General features: G+C 46.8%; 13 protein-coding genes. 8 read left to right on the forward strand and 5 right to left on the reverse strand.

Features of this window, described 5'->3' with window-relative positions:
* The first annotated feature begins 88 nt into the window (after positions 1-88).
* Positions 89-1,834 (forward strand): mechanosensitive ion channel, encoded by a 1,746-nt coding sequence (locus tag RIE73_RS31735; protein ID WP_446404958.1) that lies wholly within the window; start codon positions 89-91, stop codon positions 1,832-1,834.
* A gap of 475 nt (positions 1,835-2,309) precedes the next feature.
* Complete coding sequence (locus RIE73_RS31740; protein ID WP_446404959.1) at positions 2,310-2,540, forward strand: hypothetical protein; 231 nt, start codon at positions 2,310-2,312, stop codon at positions 2,538-2,540.
* Here the strand turns inward: RIE73_RS31740 and RIE73_RS31745 are convergent.
* The 4 genes from RIE73_RS31745 to RIE73_RS31760 all read right to left on the reverse strand — a co-directional run bounded on the left by RIE73_RS31745 (position 2,528) and on the right by RIE73_RS31760 (position 6,937).
* Complete coding sequence (locus RIE73_RS31745; protein WP_446404970.1) at positions 2,528-4,243, reverse strand: R3H domain-containing nucleic acid-binding protein; 1,716 nt, start codon at positions 4,241-4,243, stop codon at positions 2,528-2,530. The genes RIE73_RS31740 and RIE73_RS31745 overlap by 13 nt on opposite strands.
* 167 nt (positions 4,244-4,410) lie before the next feature.
* Complete coding sequence (gene ldpA / locus RIE73_RS31750; protein ID WP_446404960.1) at positions 4,411-5,649, reverse strand: circadian clock protein LdpA; 1,239 nt, start codon at positions 5,647-5,649, stop codon at positions 4,411-4,413.
* Positions 5,642-5,788, reverse strand: a complete 147-nt coding sequence (locus RIE73_RS31755) for a hypothetical protein (protein ID WP_446404961.1) — start codon at positions 5,786-5,788, stop codon at positions 5,642-5,644. Before RIE73_RS31755 ends, ldpA begins: the two co-directional genes overlap by 8 nt.
* Positions 5,789-6,202: 414 nt before the next feature.
* Positions 6,203-6,937: a DUF3179 domain-containing (seleno)protein gene (locus RIE73_RS31760; protein WP_446404962.1), complete on the reverse strand. Its 735-nt coding sequence runs from the start codon at positions 6,935-6,937 to the stop codon at positions 6,203-6,205.
* A gap of 618 nt (positions 6,938-7,555) precedes the next feature.
* On the opposite strand from RIE73_RS31760, the gene RIE73_RS31765 reads away from it, so the two are divergent.
* The gene (locus RIE73_RS31765; protein ID WP_446404963.1) at positions 7,556-11,572 is read left to right on the forward strand and encodes a response regulator; all 4,017 of its coding nucleotides are present in this window, start codon (positions 7,556-7,558) and stop codon (positions 11,570-11,572) included.
* Between the two features lie 141 nt (positions 11,573-11,713).
* A complete protein-coding gene (locus tag RIE73_RS31770) occupies positions 11,714-12,319 on the forward strand; it encodes a hypothetical protein (protein ID WP_446404964.1) in 606 nt (201 codons plus the stop codon).
* Between the two features lie 166 nt (positions 12,320-12,485).
* On the opposite strand, the gene RIE73_RS31775 is transcribed toward RIE73_RS31770, so the two are convergent.
* Positions 12,486-13,325, reverse strand: a complete 840-nt coding sequence (locus RIE73_RS31775; protein WP_446404965.1) for an SDR family oxidoreductase — start codon at positions 13,323-13,325, stop codon at positions 12,486-12,488.
* Between the two features lie 448 nt (positions 13,326-13,773).
* Here RIE73_RS31775 and RIE73_RS31780 point away from each other — a divergent pair, with 448 nt between their 5' ends.
* The 4 genes from RIE73_RS31780 (at position 13,774) to RIE73_RS31795 (ending at position 18,286) form a co-directional block, all read left to right on the forward strand.
* Complete coding sequence (locus RIE73_RS31780) at positions 13,774-14,148, forward strand: response regulator transcription factor (protein WP_446404966.1); 375 nt, start codon at positions 13,774-13,776, stop codon at positions 14,146-14,148.
* Between the two features lie 61 nt (positions 14,149-14,209).
* Complete coding sequence (locus RIE73_RS31785) at positions 14,210-14,365, forward strand: hypothetical protein (RefSeq protein WP_446404967.1); 156 nt, start codon at positions 14,210-14,212, stop codon at positions 14,363-14,365.
* Entirely contained in the window at positions 14,334-16,577 is a 2,244-nt protein-coding gene (locus RIE73_RS31790; protein ID WP_446404968.1) for a PAS domain-containing sensor histidine kinase, read from the forward strand. Before RIE73_RS31785 ends, RIE73_RS31790 begins: the two co-directional genes overlap by 32 nt.
* Entirely contained in the window at positions 16,574-18,286 is a 1,713-nt protein-coding gene (locus RIE73_RS31795) for an EAL domain-containing response regulator (protein ID WP_446404969.1), read from the forward strand. The genes RIE73_RS31790 and RIE73_RS31795 overlap by 4 nt, the downstream gene beginning before the upstream one ends.
* Positions 18,287-18,789: the final 503 nt, after the last annotated feature.

An 18,789-nucleotide genomic window follows, 5' to 3' on the forward strand; every position in this document is an offset into this window, starting at 1 on the left:
ATTATAGATACTCGATGAGTTGTAGCCCAGAAGTCACAGATTGTTTGTGAGAGCGTTTACTGTTAAAGACTATTAGAGAAGGAAGACTATGAACCAACCGTGGCAAGGAATTATCCCAATTGGAGGTGTGCCCCCTTGGGTGCATCCCCTCTTAGCCCAAGACACACCAACACCCATCCAAGAAGCTCAGACTGGTATTCAGGGAATTTGGCAAAATGTCAGCAGCTTCGTTCCCAATCTAATTGCCGCAATCCTGATCCTGATTGTCGGTTGGATCGTTGCCTTGATTGCTAAGTCAATGACCAACGGACTGCTCAACCGCACCCGTATCGACAATCAAATTGCCGAGTGGTTTGCTGGCGGTCAAGATGGCGCAGAAGCGCCGCCGATCGAAAAATGGGTCGCCGGTGCCGTTTACTGGATTATCATCATCTTTACGGTGGTAGCGGTTCTGCAGACGTTGAAGCTTGAGGTCGTCTCTCAACCGCTGAATAATTTCCTCAACAAAATCCTGGAGTTCTTGCCCCAGATTTTCGCTGCGGCAATTCTGGTGGTGGTGGCTTGGTTATTGGCAAGCTTGGTCAAGCTGATTACAACCCGAGGATTACGGGCATTAGGTTTGGATGAGCGCTTGGGTGAACAAGTCAGTGAGACACCCCGTTCCGGAGAAGGTGAGGCTCAACGGCAAACTAACCAGTTTTCCCTGAGTGAAACCATGGGGAACGCGCTGTACTGGTTCATTTTTCTGCTATTTCTGCCCTCCATTCTCAGCACTCTGGGCTTGGAAGGCACTCTGCGCCCGGTGCAGGAGTTGTTGAATGAAATTTTGGCAATCTTGCCAGATATCTTGGCAGCCCTTGTAATTGCAGCAGCAGGTTGGCTCGTGGCTCAGGTGGTGCGGCGCATCGTCACCAATCTGTTGTCAGCCGCCGGAACGGATCAACTAGGAGCGCGATTTGGACTGCAAAGTGCGCCCGGAGGGAAATCACTCTCCTGGATTATTGGCACGACGGTTTATGTCTTAATTTTGATCCCCGTCGGCATCGCCGCGCTGAATGCCTTACAGATTGAGGCGATCTCAGAGCCTGCGATCGCGATGTTAAATCAGATTCTCGATGCTCTACCGAAAATCTTTACGGCAGCGTTGATTCTGTTGATTGCTTATGTAATCGGTCAGTTTGTCAAGGATTTAGTCACCAATATTCTCGCCAGCATTGGCTTTAATAATGTTTATCGTTGGATAGGCATACCAGAACCTCGTCCCAGTCGTCCCGCGCCTACCCCCCCACCAGCCGAACCTTCGGAGTTAGGCATACCCACTCCAGAGACTGGACCGGAAACGCGGGTTCAACCGGAATCAACTCCCTCGATGCGTACACCGTCAGAACTGGTGGGTATTATTGCCTTCATTGCTATCCTCTTGTTTGCTACGGTTGCCGCGACGAATGTCTTGCAGTTTGAAGCCTTAACCACGATTGTCACCGGGATTATTGTGATCGCAGGTCAGATTCTGGCGGGGTTAATTGTATTTGCTGTTGGCTTGTACTTTGCTAATCTTGCCTTTAACTTGATTGCTAGTTCGCGATCGCGCCAATCCCAAATCCTGGCACAAGCGGCTCGGATTGCGATTATTGCCTTTTCCGTGGCGATGGCGCTGCAACAAATGGGTATCGCTGGCGACATTGTCAACTTAGCCTTTGGCTTACTCTTAGGTGCGATTGCTGTGGCGATCGCGCTGGCGTTTGGACTCGGATCTCGCGATATTGCAGCGGGTCAAGTTCGTGAATGGTTATCTTCATTCAAAGAAGACAGACCCCCCGGACCCTACCAATAACGGGAAAGAGAATCGAACAGCCTTGAATTCGATCCCCTGCCAAAACGTGCAGGGGATTCTGATGAACTACTTGATCTCGGTTTAACCTAAAGTTCCTTTAGGGCAACGGCTATGTATGAACAAATGTTAAGATAAGCTAACTTTATTTAACCAGCCGACCAACGGTTAAAAAATTAATATAATTTTTATATTACGTTTAAATCCCCTAAAATAAGGCATTAGCTGCATCAATCAGGGGAACGTAGCTTTTACATATCTTCAGGTTCGGGGGACTTATGTTCAAGGGTTGCACTGAATTTGTTTTTTTTTTGTAAAGAAAAATTTTGACAACATGTCGCGTTGTCACAATGCCGTCAGACCCAGTAAGAGCAACGCTCTGCTAACCATGGTTAGCTATGGGTAACTGTAGCGGTGGACAACCCGTCATAGAACCTGGCACACTTTTAACCTACCGATTAAGACTGGAGATTCACTAATGAGATTAATTCGCGAAATTGTTCAAGAAGCGGAAAAGACTGGCTACCTAACCCTACAAGCGGAAGACCAATTGCGTCAACTTTTAGCCAACAAGTACGACTGGGAAGACTTTACGGCGTTTATCCAACTCCAGCAATCGGTGATGGAACAACGGGTGAAGCAAGAGTCTCGTGAACTACTCTACACGTTATCTGGCTCCACCCCTACCCCTTGCCATCAAGCGGGGTAGATTCGCAAGCGGCGATTGGGTTCATCGCCAAAACTATCGGACTTGAGGCGATAATGTTCCACCAGTTCGTGCTGCATCTTTCGCACTTTTGGCGATCGCGGCAGTAATTCGACGGGCTGTCCATTGGGAATCACGATTTGCTCAACGGCTAACCGGGCTTCTTCTAGCGCCTCAATCTCATCATCACTGCCACTTTGGGTAAACAACCGCAAATCAGCCGCATCCGGAACGCCAGGATCATCCATATCCAACATCCGCCGCAGGGCGCGACTGACTTGGGGAACGGTGCTGGCTTTAACCGCGTGGATGGGAATTTGCCGGGAGCGGGCAATTGAACGGAGTTTCGAGTGACTTTTCACATGCGATCGCAAGCCCAAAATCGCATCCGCACTATCCATATCCTTGGTTAAAACCACAGGTAAATTTAGCACCCGAATCACCTGTTCAATTTGATGACGACTCACCCCATAGGGATAGACATGGAGGGGCAAATCTTCACCATTGGGTCCAATCGTCTCGACAACATCGCCAACCGAGTTGGGGTGTTGCCAAGAGTCATGAAGCAGCTGATCAAAGTAACTGGTTTGAGCCGCAGCCGAGGATGAGGAACGCGACAGGGGCTGCATCTGTCCCGATGAACGCCAGCCACTGGGTTTCGCCACTAACCCGGACTGGGTATGGCGCTCTGGGGGGACGGGTGCATGGGGAAATTCATGGGTAATCATCACCTTATTCTGCTCATCCACCGTCCGCACTTGGGGATTCGGTTGGCGTCCTCGCAGTAGCGCATCCACCGTATCCGCCACACTCTCATGCACCACCCAGCGCTGACGTTCCAGCATTTCCACCGCAATCTCAAAGGTAGGCGGGGCTTTGCGTTCGAGTACCGTCTTTTGAGAACCCCGACGTCTGGCTTCATCATCCCCCAGGGTTACCGCTTGAATCCCGCCAACTAAATCGGAGAGGGTAGGATTTTTAATCAGATTCTCGATTTGGTTTCCATGGGCTGTCCCCACCAACTGCACCCCCCGTTCGGCGATCGTGCGGGCGGCGAGGGCTTCGAGTTCGGTGCCAATTTCATCAATCACAATCACTTCGGGCATGTGATTTTCCACGGCTTCAATCATCACCTGATGTTGAAGTTCTGGACGCGACACCTGCATCCGTCTGGCTCGACCAATGGCAGGATGGGGAATATCGCCATCGCCAGCAATTTCATTGGAGGTATCAATAATCACTACCCGTTTTTGCAGATCATCTGCCAGCACCCGGGCAATTTCGCGTAACGCCGTCGTTTTGCCCACACCTGGACGCCCCAACATTAAAATCGATTGACCCCGTTCCACGAGATCGTGAATCAAACCAATCGTACCAAACACCGCTCGTCCGACACGACAGGTTAAGCCAATAATGTCGCCGGGGCGATTGCGAATCGCGCTAATCCGGTGTAAGGTTTTCTCCAGTCCGGCTCGATTATCGCCACTGAAATGCCCAACTCGCTCAACACAATAGTTTAATTGTTCAGCGGTGACGGGGGTTTCGGACAAATATTCGGCACCAGACGGGAAACGCACTTCCGGAAATCGACCCAAATCCATCACCACTTCAATTAAATTGTCGCGATGGGGGTGTTGCTCCAGGATTTGGCGAATATCCTCTGGTAAAATATCCAGTAATTTTTGAAGATCCTCAGTAATCTGCATCCCAGCTAAATTTGTGGTGTTAGATAAGGCTTGATTGGATAACGATTGGGAAGGGGATGGGTTCATCCCGTTGGCATTCACCATAGGCTTGTTAGTCGTCATTCGTCGTTGGTCTTATGTCCTTTGTCTTATGTCCTTTGCCCTTTATTGATGTAAGGGGTTGAGGACTATTGACAGAACCTACTGAGTTCGGGTTGAACAGGCTTAGGCACAGACTTGAGTTGAGATACTAGGGAATGGGCGATCGCTACGGCTTGTGCCAGCCGCTGCGGATCAGTTTCCAGGTTTGCCCTTGATAATAATGGAAATGATTGGGAATTGATATCCTGATTTTCTTCATCATATTGATCGAGTTGGTCTAAAATCGGAGTCAGTAATACCCGGGCATAGCTACCGTAAGCCACACCCGCGACAAAGGGCTGGACTGGATGAGCCGGGAATTCCGTCGGTGTTCCAGGGTTGAGGAGTCCTGCTGCTTTCAGTTTACTAACGGTATGATGATTGGTGCCTCCCGCCAGTTGCACGTACCCTGGCAAATGGGCGGATAAGACTTTTTGTGCCAGTTTCACGGCTTTTCCAGTGGTGCCTGTACCAATATCACCGCTCATTGGCTTGCCATCGGTTTGCCAGAGGAGGGGACAAGGTAAGGGCGTGATCAGATGGTAAAGTTCCCAGAGATAATCAATCATGCCCTCACCATCGGGACAACTGATTGCCAGCAACTTCAGGCTATGAACCCAGGGAGCGATCGCGCCCCAGAGTCGTTTAAAATCACTAAAATGCCCGACTTGGGTGTGAATTTCCAAAGCATCAACGCCCGTTGAAAGAATCAGTTCCGCTAACGTTGTAGGGGTGGATACATAGGAGCGAGTATAGATCAGTTGACTGGGGCAAACGGGTAAACAACGTCCACAACCATAACAGCGTTGATCAATAACACCGGAGAATCTCTGGGGCGAGTGAGACGAGTTGAGGGGTTGAACTGGCTCCCACTGTCCTGGATTGTCCGGATGAGTTGGCGGTGGCTCAAAGACAATCGCTTGAGCCGGACAAATCGTTTGGCAAGGACGGGGACAGTCGGGAGGACAAGCATTGGGATTAAATTCAGCTTTGCGAAAATGGGGATCTTCCCCATCATTTAAACTGACCATTAACCAGGGTTGGTTACTATATCCCATGCCTTGTGCTTGACCGGACTCCACCAGACTTGTCGCCACCCCTAAGGCTGTCTTTGCCGCCGCAATTACGGCAGGGTCAGCTGCCACATCAATACAATCAGCCCCAGCTAGAGTATACGCCAAGGTGAGGTTACGAACGGCAGGGAGGTGCTGAAAACTAGCGCCACAGATGAGCTTGAACCAGCGACCGTCCCTTAGGGATTGTAAGGGAGTGTACAGTTTAGTCACCCTTATATGCTAATTCCTTGTGCCAAAAATGGGGAGATTGATTTCTCAGCAAACCTGGGGGATAATCAGCCCTAGGGTTTAGGGTTAAGGTGGGGATGCTAGCCGTGCGATCGCGACGCTTATCGGTTAATCTCGCCATATCTAGGCAGTTGAGTTGGCAATTCCCCTAAATCTGGGGGGTGAATCCCGACGGGGGTGTTTCTCATCTCCGACCTGAATGAACCTGGATTTCATGTTTAAGTTTTGTAACATTAATGAATCCGGTTGATCCAGTACAGATGTGCCATGGGGCATCTCTACAGATTCCCACAAAAAGACCCCGCTCTGTTCATTTGGCGGAGTCAACCTTAACTCTCTACTACACTAAAAAGGTTACTGCAATTCCAGGGTGAGATCTATGAAGTTTCGGTAAAGTTCCGGGGGAAAACCTTAAAGATTCTGTAAAGCCACTCTCTTGTCCCTGACAGGCTCCCGTAGAGACTCCTAGGCGTGGAACCTCTGGAAGCAGAATTGAAATTAGAGCTGATCCGATCTCGATTGCAGCTACCCCTACCTAATTGTTGCTCCAGATTTCTGTATTGGGGTGAAATTCCTTCCATCCCAACCACCAGTGTTTTTCAACAATTAAAGTTTGGTTGTTTTCTTTGTCCTTTGCCGCCAAGTAGTTTGCTTGTTGATCGTAAAATAACTCCACATCTTTCCCGTTAAAGTTATCTGTGAACTGGAAAACCGTGTTTAATTCGGATAGGGGATAAGCCTTAGAAACACCATTAAAGCTTATGCCAAAAACCGTTTCGCGTTGGGGTAATCCTGACAAATCAGCAAATCCGGGCATTGTTACCTTGGGGGTGACGAAATTAAGGGCTTTTAGCATGAGTTTCCTGGAGAGAATCCCTTGTCTGGATTCAAAGCATGTTTCGGCAAACAGCGAATCCGGGTGTTTTCCTTGCCAAACTCCCCAGGTTGTGTTCTCACCCGGTAACAATTCTAGTTGAGTTCCTTTGTACGTTCCATAAATGCATTCCCCCGTTGCTTGTTGCCATAGACTTTGGGTTTGATTGTCAATCATAATCATATTCCTTCTCCAGACGCCTGCCACTTTGAAATACAAGTGTTGTTTACCTACCTCGGCTTTAAACGCCAAGGCACTTTGGCAAAGCGCACAATAAGAAATTAGAATAGCTGTGTATTCGATTTCGTCGTTAATAATATGCCTGGGGATAACCACTTCATCAAGGGGATAAGCGATAGCTCTTTGTCCTATCGTTAATCCAATTATTCGGGTCATTTCGTTAGGACAAAGATGCTCAAATGTTCTGGCAGTTCGGGAAAAAAATGAGGCTCTTCATGCTCCCCTTGCCTCGGATTGAGATTGTTGACCTCCTTTTGTTTCCCCACACCCCACAGCCCATACCCTACACCCTGTCTCCTTTTTAGCTATCTTGTCACCCCTTGAGATTTTTGAGAATGCCGTAGGTGGCATATTCCCAACCACACCCGATGGACGATCTCTGATTTATTATAGATAAAGTATTCCCTGTTAGAGGATAAAGAGTTCTGGCAAGTTGTGCTACTAAATAGACAGAAACGGGTGTTTAACATTAGCGTTTAATCTTTCGCCATTTCCTACAGGAAACGGAATTCAATTAAACTATCCCTGATTTCCTTTGTTTCGACAGCAGCTTGGACTTGGTGTCCCCCAATCAAGGACGCCAGGGCGCATCGCTATGCGCCCCTACCCTCAATCGACTCACAGCAAAACAACATGGAGCATTCATTCCTTTGGATATCAATCGGTTGGATTATGGGCATAAATTCTGTACGCTGTACTAAGACATGTTTTCATGCCTCAAACCCTTACTGTTGCCTGTTGCCTGTTGCCTAATCTCAACCGTTAACTTTAATTGTGTCCACCTACTTAACAATGCCAGATTTACTAACAACCTTATTGTACATTCCCCACGGTCATTGCTACTTATGGCAAACGAATTTAGTCTCCCTACATGTTATTTCGGACTCGTTAATCGCCCTGGCTTATTTTTCAATTCCTGTTACTCTGCTTTACTTTGTTAACCAACGACAGGATATCCCGTTTCCCCGAGTCTTTTTCTTATTCGGTGCTTTTATTATTGCCTGTGGGATGACTCATGCGATGGGAGTCTGGACACTTTGGTATCCAAATTACTGGATTTATGGGTTGATTAAAGCGTTTACGGCTCTGGTTTCCTGTTACACGGCGTTAGTCCTGATTCCGCTGACTCCTCAAGCCTTGGCGCTACCCAGCCCCGCTCAACTGCAAGCGGCAAATCAGGCGTTGGAAATTGAAATCCGCGATCGCCAGCAAGCAGAAGCTGAGGTGCGTACCCTGAATGCTCAACTTGAGGAGCGGGTAAATGAGCGCACTCAGGAATTAACCCAGGTGAATCAGAAGTTAGAACGGGAAATCACAGAACGTATCCAAGTCGCCGAAGCCCTGTTTGAAGCCGAAGAAAAATATCGCAGTATCTTTGAAAACGCGGGTTGGGGTATCTTCCAAACTACCCCCGATGGACGGTATCTTAGCGCGAACCCAGCTCTAGCGAAGATTTATGGCTATCCCTCACCCGCCGCCCTAATCAGTCGCCTCACTGATTGTGAACATCAACTCTACGTGGATCAAAATCAACGGGCTGAATTTAAACGGCTAATTCATCAACAGGGTTCTGTGTCCAGCTTCGAGTCCCAAGTATATCGCCAAGACGGGAATATTATTTGGATTAGTGAAAATACTCGTGCAGTACGGGATGCCAATGGCGTGTTGTTGTACTATGAAGGTTCCGTCGAAGATATTAGCGATCGCAAACAAGCCGCCCAACAGTTACAAGCCAGTGAGCAAAAGCTGCGTCAGATTATTGATCTAGTGCCTCACTTTATTTTCGCCAAAAATCTCGATGGACAGTTTATCCTAGTTAATCAAGCGATCGCGGATGCCTATGGGACAACAGTAGAACATCTGCTCAACCAAAAAGACGAAGACTTTATTAAATCCCCCGAACAATTGCGCCGCATTCGCGCAGAAGAACGGCAAATTATCCAACAGGGACAACCCAAACACATCCCAGAAGAACGAGTTCCCGATGCTCACGGGAATATCCGCATTGTCCAAACCACCCGCATTCCCTTCTATGTTACGGGTTCAGCAACCCCAGCAATTTTAGGCATTGCCATTGATATTACTCAACGCAAACACATTGAGCAAGAATTGCGCGAAAATGCTGCCATTATTCGCGCCTTATACGAAGTCACCACCGGGCAAAATTCTGACTTTGAGCAAAAGCTGCAAAACTTACTCACAATGGGACGTCGCCAGTTTAATCTGGATGTCGGTATCCTGTCTCATATCGAAAACATTGACACCGAGAACGGGCGTTATGAAATCATCTCCGCTCAAATGCCCAATAATCTAAATATAAAGGGCGTTACCCTTGACCCCAAACAAACCTACTGTACCGAAACCTTACACGCCAAAAAACCCCTGTGTATCCTCTCCGCTAGCACCAGCCAATGGCACAATCATCCTGGCTTCAAGATTTTCCAAGTCGAAGCCTATATTGGTGTCCCTGTCCTTGTCGCTGGAGAATTGTATGGTACACTCTGTTTCGCCAGCCTTACCCCCCGGCAAATGCCATTCAAAGACATCGAAATTGAACTGTTAAGACTGATGGCGCAGTGGATTGGCGGCGAAATTGAGCGTCAACAGGCGGCACAAGAACTGGCACAAGCGCGTGACGAAGCGTTAGCCGCAACTCGGGCTAAAAGTGACTTTCTCGCCACAATGAGCCATGAAATTCGCACGCCGATGAATGGGGTGATTGGCATGACTGGACTGCTGTTGGATACCACCTTAACCCCTCAACAGCAGGAATTCGTCACCACCATTCGTAATAGTGGCGATACCTTACTGACGATTATTAATGATATTCTTGACTTCTCCAAGATTGAATCTGGCAAACTCGAGTTGGAAGAAGCCTCCTTTGATCTACAAGTTTGTATTGAAAATTGTCTAGATCTGTTAGCGGCTAAAGCCAGTGATAAGAACTTAGAACTTGCCTATCAAATCACGCCTCAAACCCCCCGCATGATTATTGGCGATGTGACTCGCTTACGGCAAATTCTGGTTAATCTGTTAAGTAATTCGGTTAAATTTACCCAATCGGGGGAAGTAATTGTTTCGGTCAACGCCGAGAAACTCGACTATGAGCAATGGGAGCGCCTGGAAACAAAAACTAGCCTCACTCCACAGATTACTCCCTCGGCGGCTACCCCTCATTATCGGATTCAATTTGCGGTTAAGGATACCGGAATTGGGATTCCCCCAGAACGATTAAATCGATTATTTCAACCTTTTAGTCAAGTAGACTCCTCCACCACCCGCAAATATGGTGGCACAGGATTGGGACTTGCCATCTGTAAGCAATTGTGTGAAATGATGGGCGGGACAATGTGGATAGAAAGTCAAGAGGATATTGGCTCAACCTTTTACTTTACTCTCGTGGTTCCGGCGGAAGCGAGTAGCCAGCTTAATAGTAATCAGGTTTGTCGGTTGGAACTCGATGGTCAACGCCTGCTGATTGTCGATGATAACGACACCAATCGCCAGATTTTGATGCGCCAAGCTCAAGTTTGGGGAATGGAATGCTATGCGGCGCAATCAGGGGTTCAAGCCTTAGACTGGCTGCATCAGGGGGAACGGTTTGACTTGGCGATTCTGGATATGCAGATGCCGGAGATGGATGGGGTGACATTGGCGCAAAAAATCCGTAAAGTTCCCGGTTGTCAAACTCTACCTCTGGTGATGCTGTCATCTCTGGGTGAGTTGCAAGTCGATACACCTGATGTGAAGCAAACGTTTGCTGGCTTTTTGAGTAAACCGATTAAACAGTCTCAACTGTGTGATGTGCTGATGCAAGCGATGGCGGGGATACCGATTAAGGTGAAAGTCCACAGCGCGAAAACACCAGACATTGACGCCAAGATGGGTGAACGGTTACCCCTACGGATTTTACTGGCGGAAGATAATCCAGTGAATCAGCAGGTAGCGTTGCATTTGTTGCAACGGATGGGGTATCGAGCGGATGTCGCAGGGAATGGGTTAGAAGTTCTCGAAGCGCTACAGCGTCAGCCTTATGATGTGGTATTGATGGACGTACAGATGCCAGAAATGGATGGGTTAGAGGCATCCCGGCGTATTCGTCAAGCGTGGTCTGATTTGGATGGGGATACTCAATCCCAACGTCCGCGCATTATTGCCATGACCGCTAATGCCATGGTGGGCGATCGCGAAATGTGCATCGAGGCAGGTATGGATGATTATATCAGCAAACCCATCCGCATTGAGGAATTGGTTGAGACGTTAAAGAAAGCAGGGAATGTAGGGGCGGGTTTTACCAATACCCTTGCGGAGAAAACCTCTAACTTAACTAAACCCGCCCTAGCAGAGGGAGCAGGGGGAGCAGAGGGAGAGGAGATTAAAGCCTCTGGGAGTTCTGTTGATACAACCCCATCGGATAGTACCCAGGCGGCGGAATTAGATGTGTCCGATAAACCCGTGTTTGATCCCGTAATTTTTCAACAATTACGTGAGATGCTGAATCAAGAGGAAATATTAGCCGAAGTGATTCAGCACTATCTAGAGGATACTCCTAAACTCTTACAAGACTTGTCCGATGGAATTACCCAGGAAGAAACTGAACTGGTGACACGAACTGCTCATACCTTAAAATCCAGCAGTGCGATGCTAGGAGCAACCCGTCTGGCTCATTTGTGTCAGGAGTTAGAAGCCAAGGCGAAGCGTGAGAATCTTGACGTGACAGCCGCGTTATTATCCCAGATAAAAGCTGAATATGAACCCGTGAAAACAGTTTTATTAGAACACAAACCTTAGTTCGTCGTTTGTAGTTTGTAGTAAGGGAACCTTAGCCTTAGCCTTAGTTCGTAGTAGGGAACCTTAGCCTTAGATTCTGTTGGGTTGAGCGAAGTCGAAACCCAACCTACAACGATTCCACTGTTTTGGTATAGTAATCTTATGACCACAGACCTAATTGACCCAACACTTGATCAAGCGATCGCGTATTTAACCACGCCTTCTGCCCAACCCCCTGCACCGGAGGCTGTGGTTGAGGCACTATTAACCGCCGAGAAGACAGCCAAACAGACAAAAGTACGCCATAGCTATTCCCAGTTGCTGGGAACATGGCGCTTAGGATTTATCACCGGAACCAAACGCTCTCGCCAGCGTGCTGGCGTGGTGTTGGGTGCGGGACGGTTTTTGCCCAAATGGGTAAAGATTCAGTTATCCTACTCCCCCTCAGAAGCCAGTCAAGCGCAAGGAACAGTGGTAAATTCAGTACAACTGGGATCTCTGCAACTGGTTGTCACTGGACCCGTTCAGTTTTTTGCCAAGACGAATATCCTGGCTTTTGATTTCACCCGCATGAACGTGTCATTATTTGGCTTAAACTTGTATAACGGATATATTCGCGGTGGTCAAGAGCGAGAGGCTTCTTTTTATGATAAACCCTTAAAAGATAAGGCATTTTTCACCTATTTTCTAGTTGAGAATCGGGCAATTGCGGCGAGAGGGCGCGGTGGTGGTTTGGCATTGTGGACAGCATTGTCAGGGCGGGTTTAGGGACAATTGTAGGGGCGGGTTTAGGGACTCAATTCAAATATCCACCAATAACGGAACAACAAAACCCGCCCTCCCCACCAATAACGGAACAACAAATAACGGAACAACAGAACCCGCCCTATCGCACCCATAACAGAAAAAAAAACGCCTACCTTAAACGTCTCAACTATTCCAGACTAGAAAACAGTGCTGTCCAATCAATTTTAGCGGGTCTTGCGCCTTTATTCACTAACTCAAAAACCTTTCCCTCTGTCACCGGATGCTCAATACATTCCACACAGGCGGCGGCTACATCAATTCGACTGGTTTCACCGTTTAGAGTATCGCCTGTCCCCACAACCACACCTAATTTCCCATTAGTTTTTGCCTTCAATAGCGTGTTTAAATCATAGGAAGTGTAGGGTCCATCAATGAGCCGTGCAGGACGAATAATTGTGTAGGGTAACCCCGAATTAATACTAGCCGCTTCCCCCTTTTCTTTAGCATCCAGTACACCGAAAGCATTTAGAAGATTGAAGGGGGGTTTATCTTTCCGCAAAACACCACAGGAGGAGATAAACACAAATCGGTTTAAATCCTGAGGCGCTGCATTGACTAAATTACTGACTCCTTGAGCATCCACTTGTTCAGGACTATTGCGAGCGTGAGTGCGGCGATAGTCAGCATCCAGATAAATTTTACCCCATTCAATTAAATTTCCTAACCCCTCCCCTTGATCCATGGTGTCGAAATCCCATTTGTTAGAGGGTAAGGCTGTGGTTCCAGTACAACAAATAATGTGAGTAATGTTCTGGGTGGCGGGGGGGAGAGTGGTTGGCTGACGGATATCGCCAATGGCAATTTCCACCCGGTTATCAAACATCGTCCGGGCTTTTTCGGCGTTGCGGGTGAGTACGCGCACAGGATAGCCTTTCTCTAGGAGTTTGGCGACGGTTAATTGTCCCACTCCGCCTGTGGCTCCGGCGACGAGTACCCGTTCTTGAGTTCTGGCTGCTGGTGAAGTCATGATGCTCTATCCTCTTTGGATACTGTACCTTAGAACCGGAAATAGAGCAATGCGATCGCGTTGGCGTGGCACACCTTATTTGATGAATTACCCATTAGCCGCGAAACCTTAGGGGCGCAAAGACTTGCGCCCGATTCAATGATCACGACAAAGGTGACATGCTCAAAATACCCATCCCCTTCAAGGTGAAATTACGGAGATGGAATCCTCAACCCAGGTTCACACCCCGTATTTTCCACGAGGACTAATCAGAATCACTATGCAACAATTTATCAAAGTGGACAGTAATCCCCCTGTTTGACTCTGGGGTTCTCTCAGTCTTCTGATCCATTTTCAGGAGATGAAACCGGAATTAATTGAGTTATAGATGAGGAGCTTATTGCTGTCATGATTGTAGCCATATTTTTAAACACGTTAATACTGGTTAGGCATCTCAAGGAGAGCAACAATGGTTAGAATTTTAGTGATTGAAGATGAGGAGTCTGTACGCGAAAATATCCTGGAACTGCTGGATGCAGAAGGGTTTGATGCGATTCTCGCTGAAAATGGACAGAAGGGGTTGCATCTGGCACAACAGCATGATCCGGATTTAATTTTGTGCGATGTACTGATGCCAGAAATGGATGGTTATGGGGTTCTTTCTGCCTTGCGTTCTCAAGGTACGACGGCTAATATTCCGTTCTTATTTCTCACCGCTAAAGCCGCCAAAACTGATATCAAGCAAGGGATGAATTTGGGCGCAAATGCCTATCTGACTAAGCCCTTTACCTTGGCAGAATTACTCGATGCGATCGCGACTCATGTCGGGGTGATCCATCAGTAGTTCATTTATCGGTGAGGCGGGGCGGGTTTTGTTGTTCATGTATTGATGACAAGTCGTTTTAATGGCTAAACCCGCCCCTACAATTGGGACTCAATCCGATGGTTTGGAGGTGGAAATTAACCAGATAACGTTTATTCTAGGATTCGCCAATGTCAAACCTTTTATGTTTCATCCATTCATGACTTATGGCTATCTCATCCAAGCATCTATCAATTAACGCTAATGAATTGGGGACAATGGAGAATCATCTGTTAACCCTACAAGTGGCAATTATGCAGCAGATTGCCCAAGTAAGCCAAGGGAATGGGGTTCCCCAAGATGGGCTGCAAACGACGGTGGATCAATTGCGCCAAGTTCTACACGTTGACTCCTGTCTGATGTTTATGGTATCAGACTTTGAACCGATTACAACACCCTTTGAGGGAGAGGTAAAGGGAAAAAAAAGACAAGAAAACCTGTATCAACTACTGCGAGGAAAGGGGACTGTAGATAACTCATCTTCTCGGTTAATTTGTGAGTTCTACGGGAAATATTATACTTGGCTAATTCAGGGAAAACCACTGATTTTTCCGATCGCGGATGAACAGCCCCCAGCGCCAATTCAAGAATGGCAGAGGGTTTCCGGTTTACCCCTGTTAATTCTACCCCTTTGTCATCGTCAATCCTATTTTGGGGCGATTAGCCTGATGGCGACGCAAACGCAACGCCAGTGGAGTCAGGCGGAAATTGATTGTGTCTGGGCGATCGCGTCGCAATGGGCAACGGTATTTTATCACATTCAACGGGAACAAGCTTACCACATTCAACAGCAACAACATCAGCAAATTATTGCCGCTTTAAATCAGGCGGAATCCCGAAACCATGCCCTTTTAGAACTTATCCCTGATGCCTTGTTTCGGATTAACAGTGCGGGGATTTATTTAGATTGGCATGGCGCAAAAACTGACACGCTTCCTCTTCCTGCTACCGATATTATCGGTAAACATTTACATCAGGTTTTGCCCACGCCAGTGGCGGGATTAATTTGGGATCATATTGAACAAGCCCTGGAAACCAAAACCATTCAACGGGTGGAATATCAACTCTGGGTGCATGGTAAAGCCCGCAATTTTGAAGCGCGAATTGTTGCCAGTGGGATTGAAGAAGTCTCGGTGATTGTTCAAGATGTTACGGATCGGGTGCAAATGCGACTTAGCCTAGAACAAGTGAATGATGCCTTAGAAATGCGCGTGGAAGAACGCACGGCGGCGTTAAGGAAAGTGAATGATGTTCTCAAAGCCGAAATTATCGAGAGAAAACGGATAGAGGAACAACTCCGTACCAGTGAAGAACAATTGCGGCAACTGACAGAAAATATTCGCGAAGTCTTCTTTTTAACTACCCCTGATTTTAGCCAGATGATCTATATTAGTCCTGTGTATCAGGAGGTATGGGGACGTTCGACTAAAAGTTTATATGAACACCCGTCATCTTGGTTAGAATCCATTCATCCGGAGGATCGCGATCGCGTAACCCAAGCGTTACACAAACAGTCACTCGGGGAAGCAAATTTCCAGGAAGAATATCGGATTATTCGCCCGGATAGTTCGGTTCGCTGGATGGGGGTACGGGCGTTTCCGGTGGTGAATGAGGCGGGAATTACGACAAGGATTGCTGGGATTGCGGAGGATATTACGGAACGCCAACGAGTGCAAGCGGAAATCCTGAATGCATTGGCACAAGAAAAGGAACTGAGTGACCTAAAATCTCGCTTTATTACGGTAACATCGCATGAGTTTCGCACGCCTCTAACCACGATTCACTCATCAGCCGAGTTACTAGAACATTATCGGCATAAATGGTCAGATGAGAAACAAAAGATGCACTTGCACCGAATTCAAACCTCGGTTAAGTATATGACAAAATTATTAAATGATGTATTAATTTTAGGCAAAGCAGATGCCGGGAAACTTAGCTTAACTCCAGAACCAATTGATTTGGAAATATTCTGTACTACCTTAAGCAAAGACCTACAATTTAATCAGCCTGAACCGTCGGTTATTAACATCAGTTATGAGTGGGAACCGACCCTTGATGCCCAAGATATCTATCTAGATAAGCAATTACTTCAGCAGATTTTAGAGAATGTATTAAGCAATGCGATTAAATATTCCTCCCTAGACCAATCTATTGACGTTAAAGTTAATGGAAATTGCGAACAAATTACCCTAGAAATTCGCGATCGCGGCATTGGAATTCCCCCCGACGATCAAGAGCGATTATTTGAAGCCTTCCATCGCGGCACCAACGTTGGCACGATTCCGGGAACCGGATTAGGGCTTGCCATTGTTAAAAAATGTGTGGATATTCATCAGGGTGATATTCACATCAATAGTAGCATCGGGGTTGGCACTACAGTAACTGTTACTCTACCCATTGTAAAGTCATGAAAAAGATATTAGTCATTGAAGATGAAGAACTCGTCCGGGAAAATATTTTAGAATTCTTGGACGCCGAAGGATTAACTGGAATTGGGGCAACCAATGGTTATAAAGGGATTGATTTAGCCAAAGTCGAAAAACCGGATTTAATTATTTGTGATGTGATGATGCCGGGATTGGATGGGTATACGGTGTTAAAAACACTGCGCCAGGAGACAACATTCGCCACCACACCCTTTATTTTCTTAACCGCTAAAGCGGCTAAAGCCGACTTTCGTCAAGGGATGGAATTAGGGGCAGATGATTACCTGACTAAACCCTTTACCCGGGCAGAATTACTCGGCGCGATCGCGACTCGGTTTAAAAAGCAGCAGCAGTATCGTAGCGAACTTGAGCAAGCACAGGATCAACTCGATTATTTGATGTATCATGACTCCTTAACTAATTTGCCTAATCAGTTATCGTTGCGGGAGCAATTTAAACAGATAAAATCGACGCATAGCCAGCAATTAATGACGATTATGTGTGTCGGTTTAGATCGGTTTAATCAAATTAATGACGACTTAGGACATAGTATCGGCGATCGCTTATTACAGGCTGTAGCCCAGCGGTTAGTTAACGCGGTCACATCTGAGGATTATGTGGCACGATTAGGGAGTGGTCAATTTGCGCTTATTCTGCCCACAACTCCCCATAAAAAAGATGCGGTTTTCGTTGCCCAAACTCTCTTAGATCAGTTCTGCCAAACCTTTGTAATTGACGACCAAGAAATTTTTGTCACCGCTAGTATTGGTCTGGCACTCTATCCCCGTGATGGCAGAGATATTGAACAGTTACTGAATCAGGCAAATAAAGCCATGTTTCAGGCAAAGCAACAGGGGGGGAATTGTCATCAGTTTTACTCGATTGCCTTAAGTAAAGGAACCTCGGATCGGGTGGCGTTAAAAACGAGTTTACGCTATGCGTTAGAACGAGAGGAACTGCAGGTTTACTATCAACCGCAACTTGATTTAAAAACAGGTAAAATAATCGGCGCAGAAGCCCTGTTGCGCTGGGAACATCCGGAACGGGGACTGGTTTCTCCCATTAAGTTTATTCCCCTCGCGGAAGAAACGGGATTAATTCTGCCGATTGGCGAATGGGTGTTAAAAATGGCTTGCCAGCAAACACGCCATTGGCAAAAAATGGGTTATCCGAATTTTAAAATTGCCGTCAATTTATCCGGGCGTCAATTCCAGCAATTAGACTTGCGTCATCGGTTAGTCAAGATTTTTACCGAAACCGGATTGCGACCGGAGTATTTAGAATTAGAATTAACGGAGAGTATGCTGGTGGAAAATACCGATGTAGCGATTCGCCGCTTACAGGCATTAAAAGCGCTAGGTGTGGAGATTGCCATTGATGATTTTGGTACGGGGTATTCGTCTTTAAGCTATTTACAGCAGTTTCCCTTTGATACCTTGAAAATTGACCGCTGTTTTATTCGCAATATTCAGGATAATCCGAGTCAGTCGGCAATTACCCAAGCGATTATTGAAATGGCAAATACGCTGAATTTAAAATTAGTGGCGGAAGGGGTGGAAACTGAAGCGGAACTGGCGTTTGTGGTGCAGCATCACTGTCATCAAATGCAAGGATATCTCTTTAGTAAGCCTTTGTCCGCCAAGGAATTTGAATCCTTGTTATTTAGCGGCAAATCTTTAGCGGGGGTCAAATAGCAAGGAGGCGCAAGCAAGATTAAGCCTTGGGTTAAAACCCAAGTCTTAAAGCGAAAGTCGTCTAAAGACGACTGCATATCTAGTCTTAGTCCATTTTAATGGACTTAAGCTATGAGATTAAGCCTTGGGTTAAAACCCAAGTCTCAAAGCGAAAGTCGTCTAAAGACGACTGCATATCTAGTCTTAGTCCATTTTAATGGACTTAAGCTATGAGCCAATAACTTGAGTTATTGGCGGGTGTCGAGGCTTACCGACAAAGGTGCAAACTATCAGATTTAACCCTTCAGTTCCCTCGTCGTCAATCTGTTTTAATTTATGCCAAAAATGCTGATAACCACTCTGAAAAAAATTCTAATTATCGAAGACGAAGAAACCGTCCGGGAATTAAGCCTTGGGTTAAAACCCAAGTCTCAAAGCGAAAGTCGTCTAAAGACGACTGCATATCTAGTCTTAGTCCATTTTAATGGACTTAAGCTATGAGCCAATAACTTGAGTTATTGGCG

The sequence above is a fragment of the Coleofasciculus sp. C1-SOL-03 genome (assembly GCF_040220555.1).
GTDB lineage: Bacteria > Cyanobacteriota > Cyanobacteriia > Cyanobacteriales > Coleofasciculaceae > Coleofasciculus.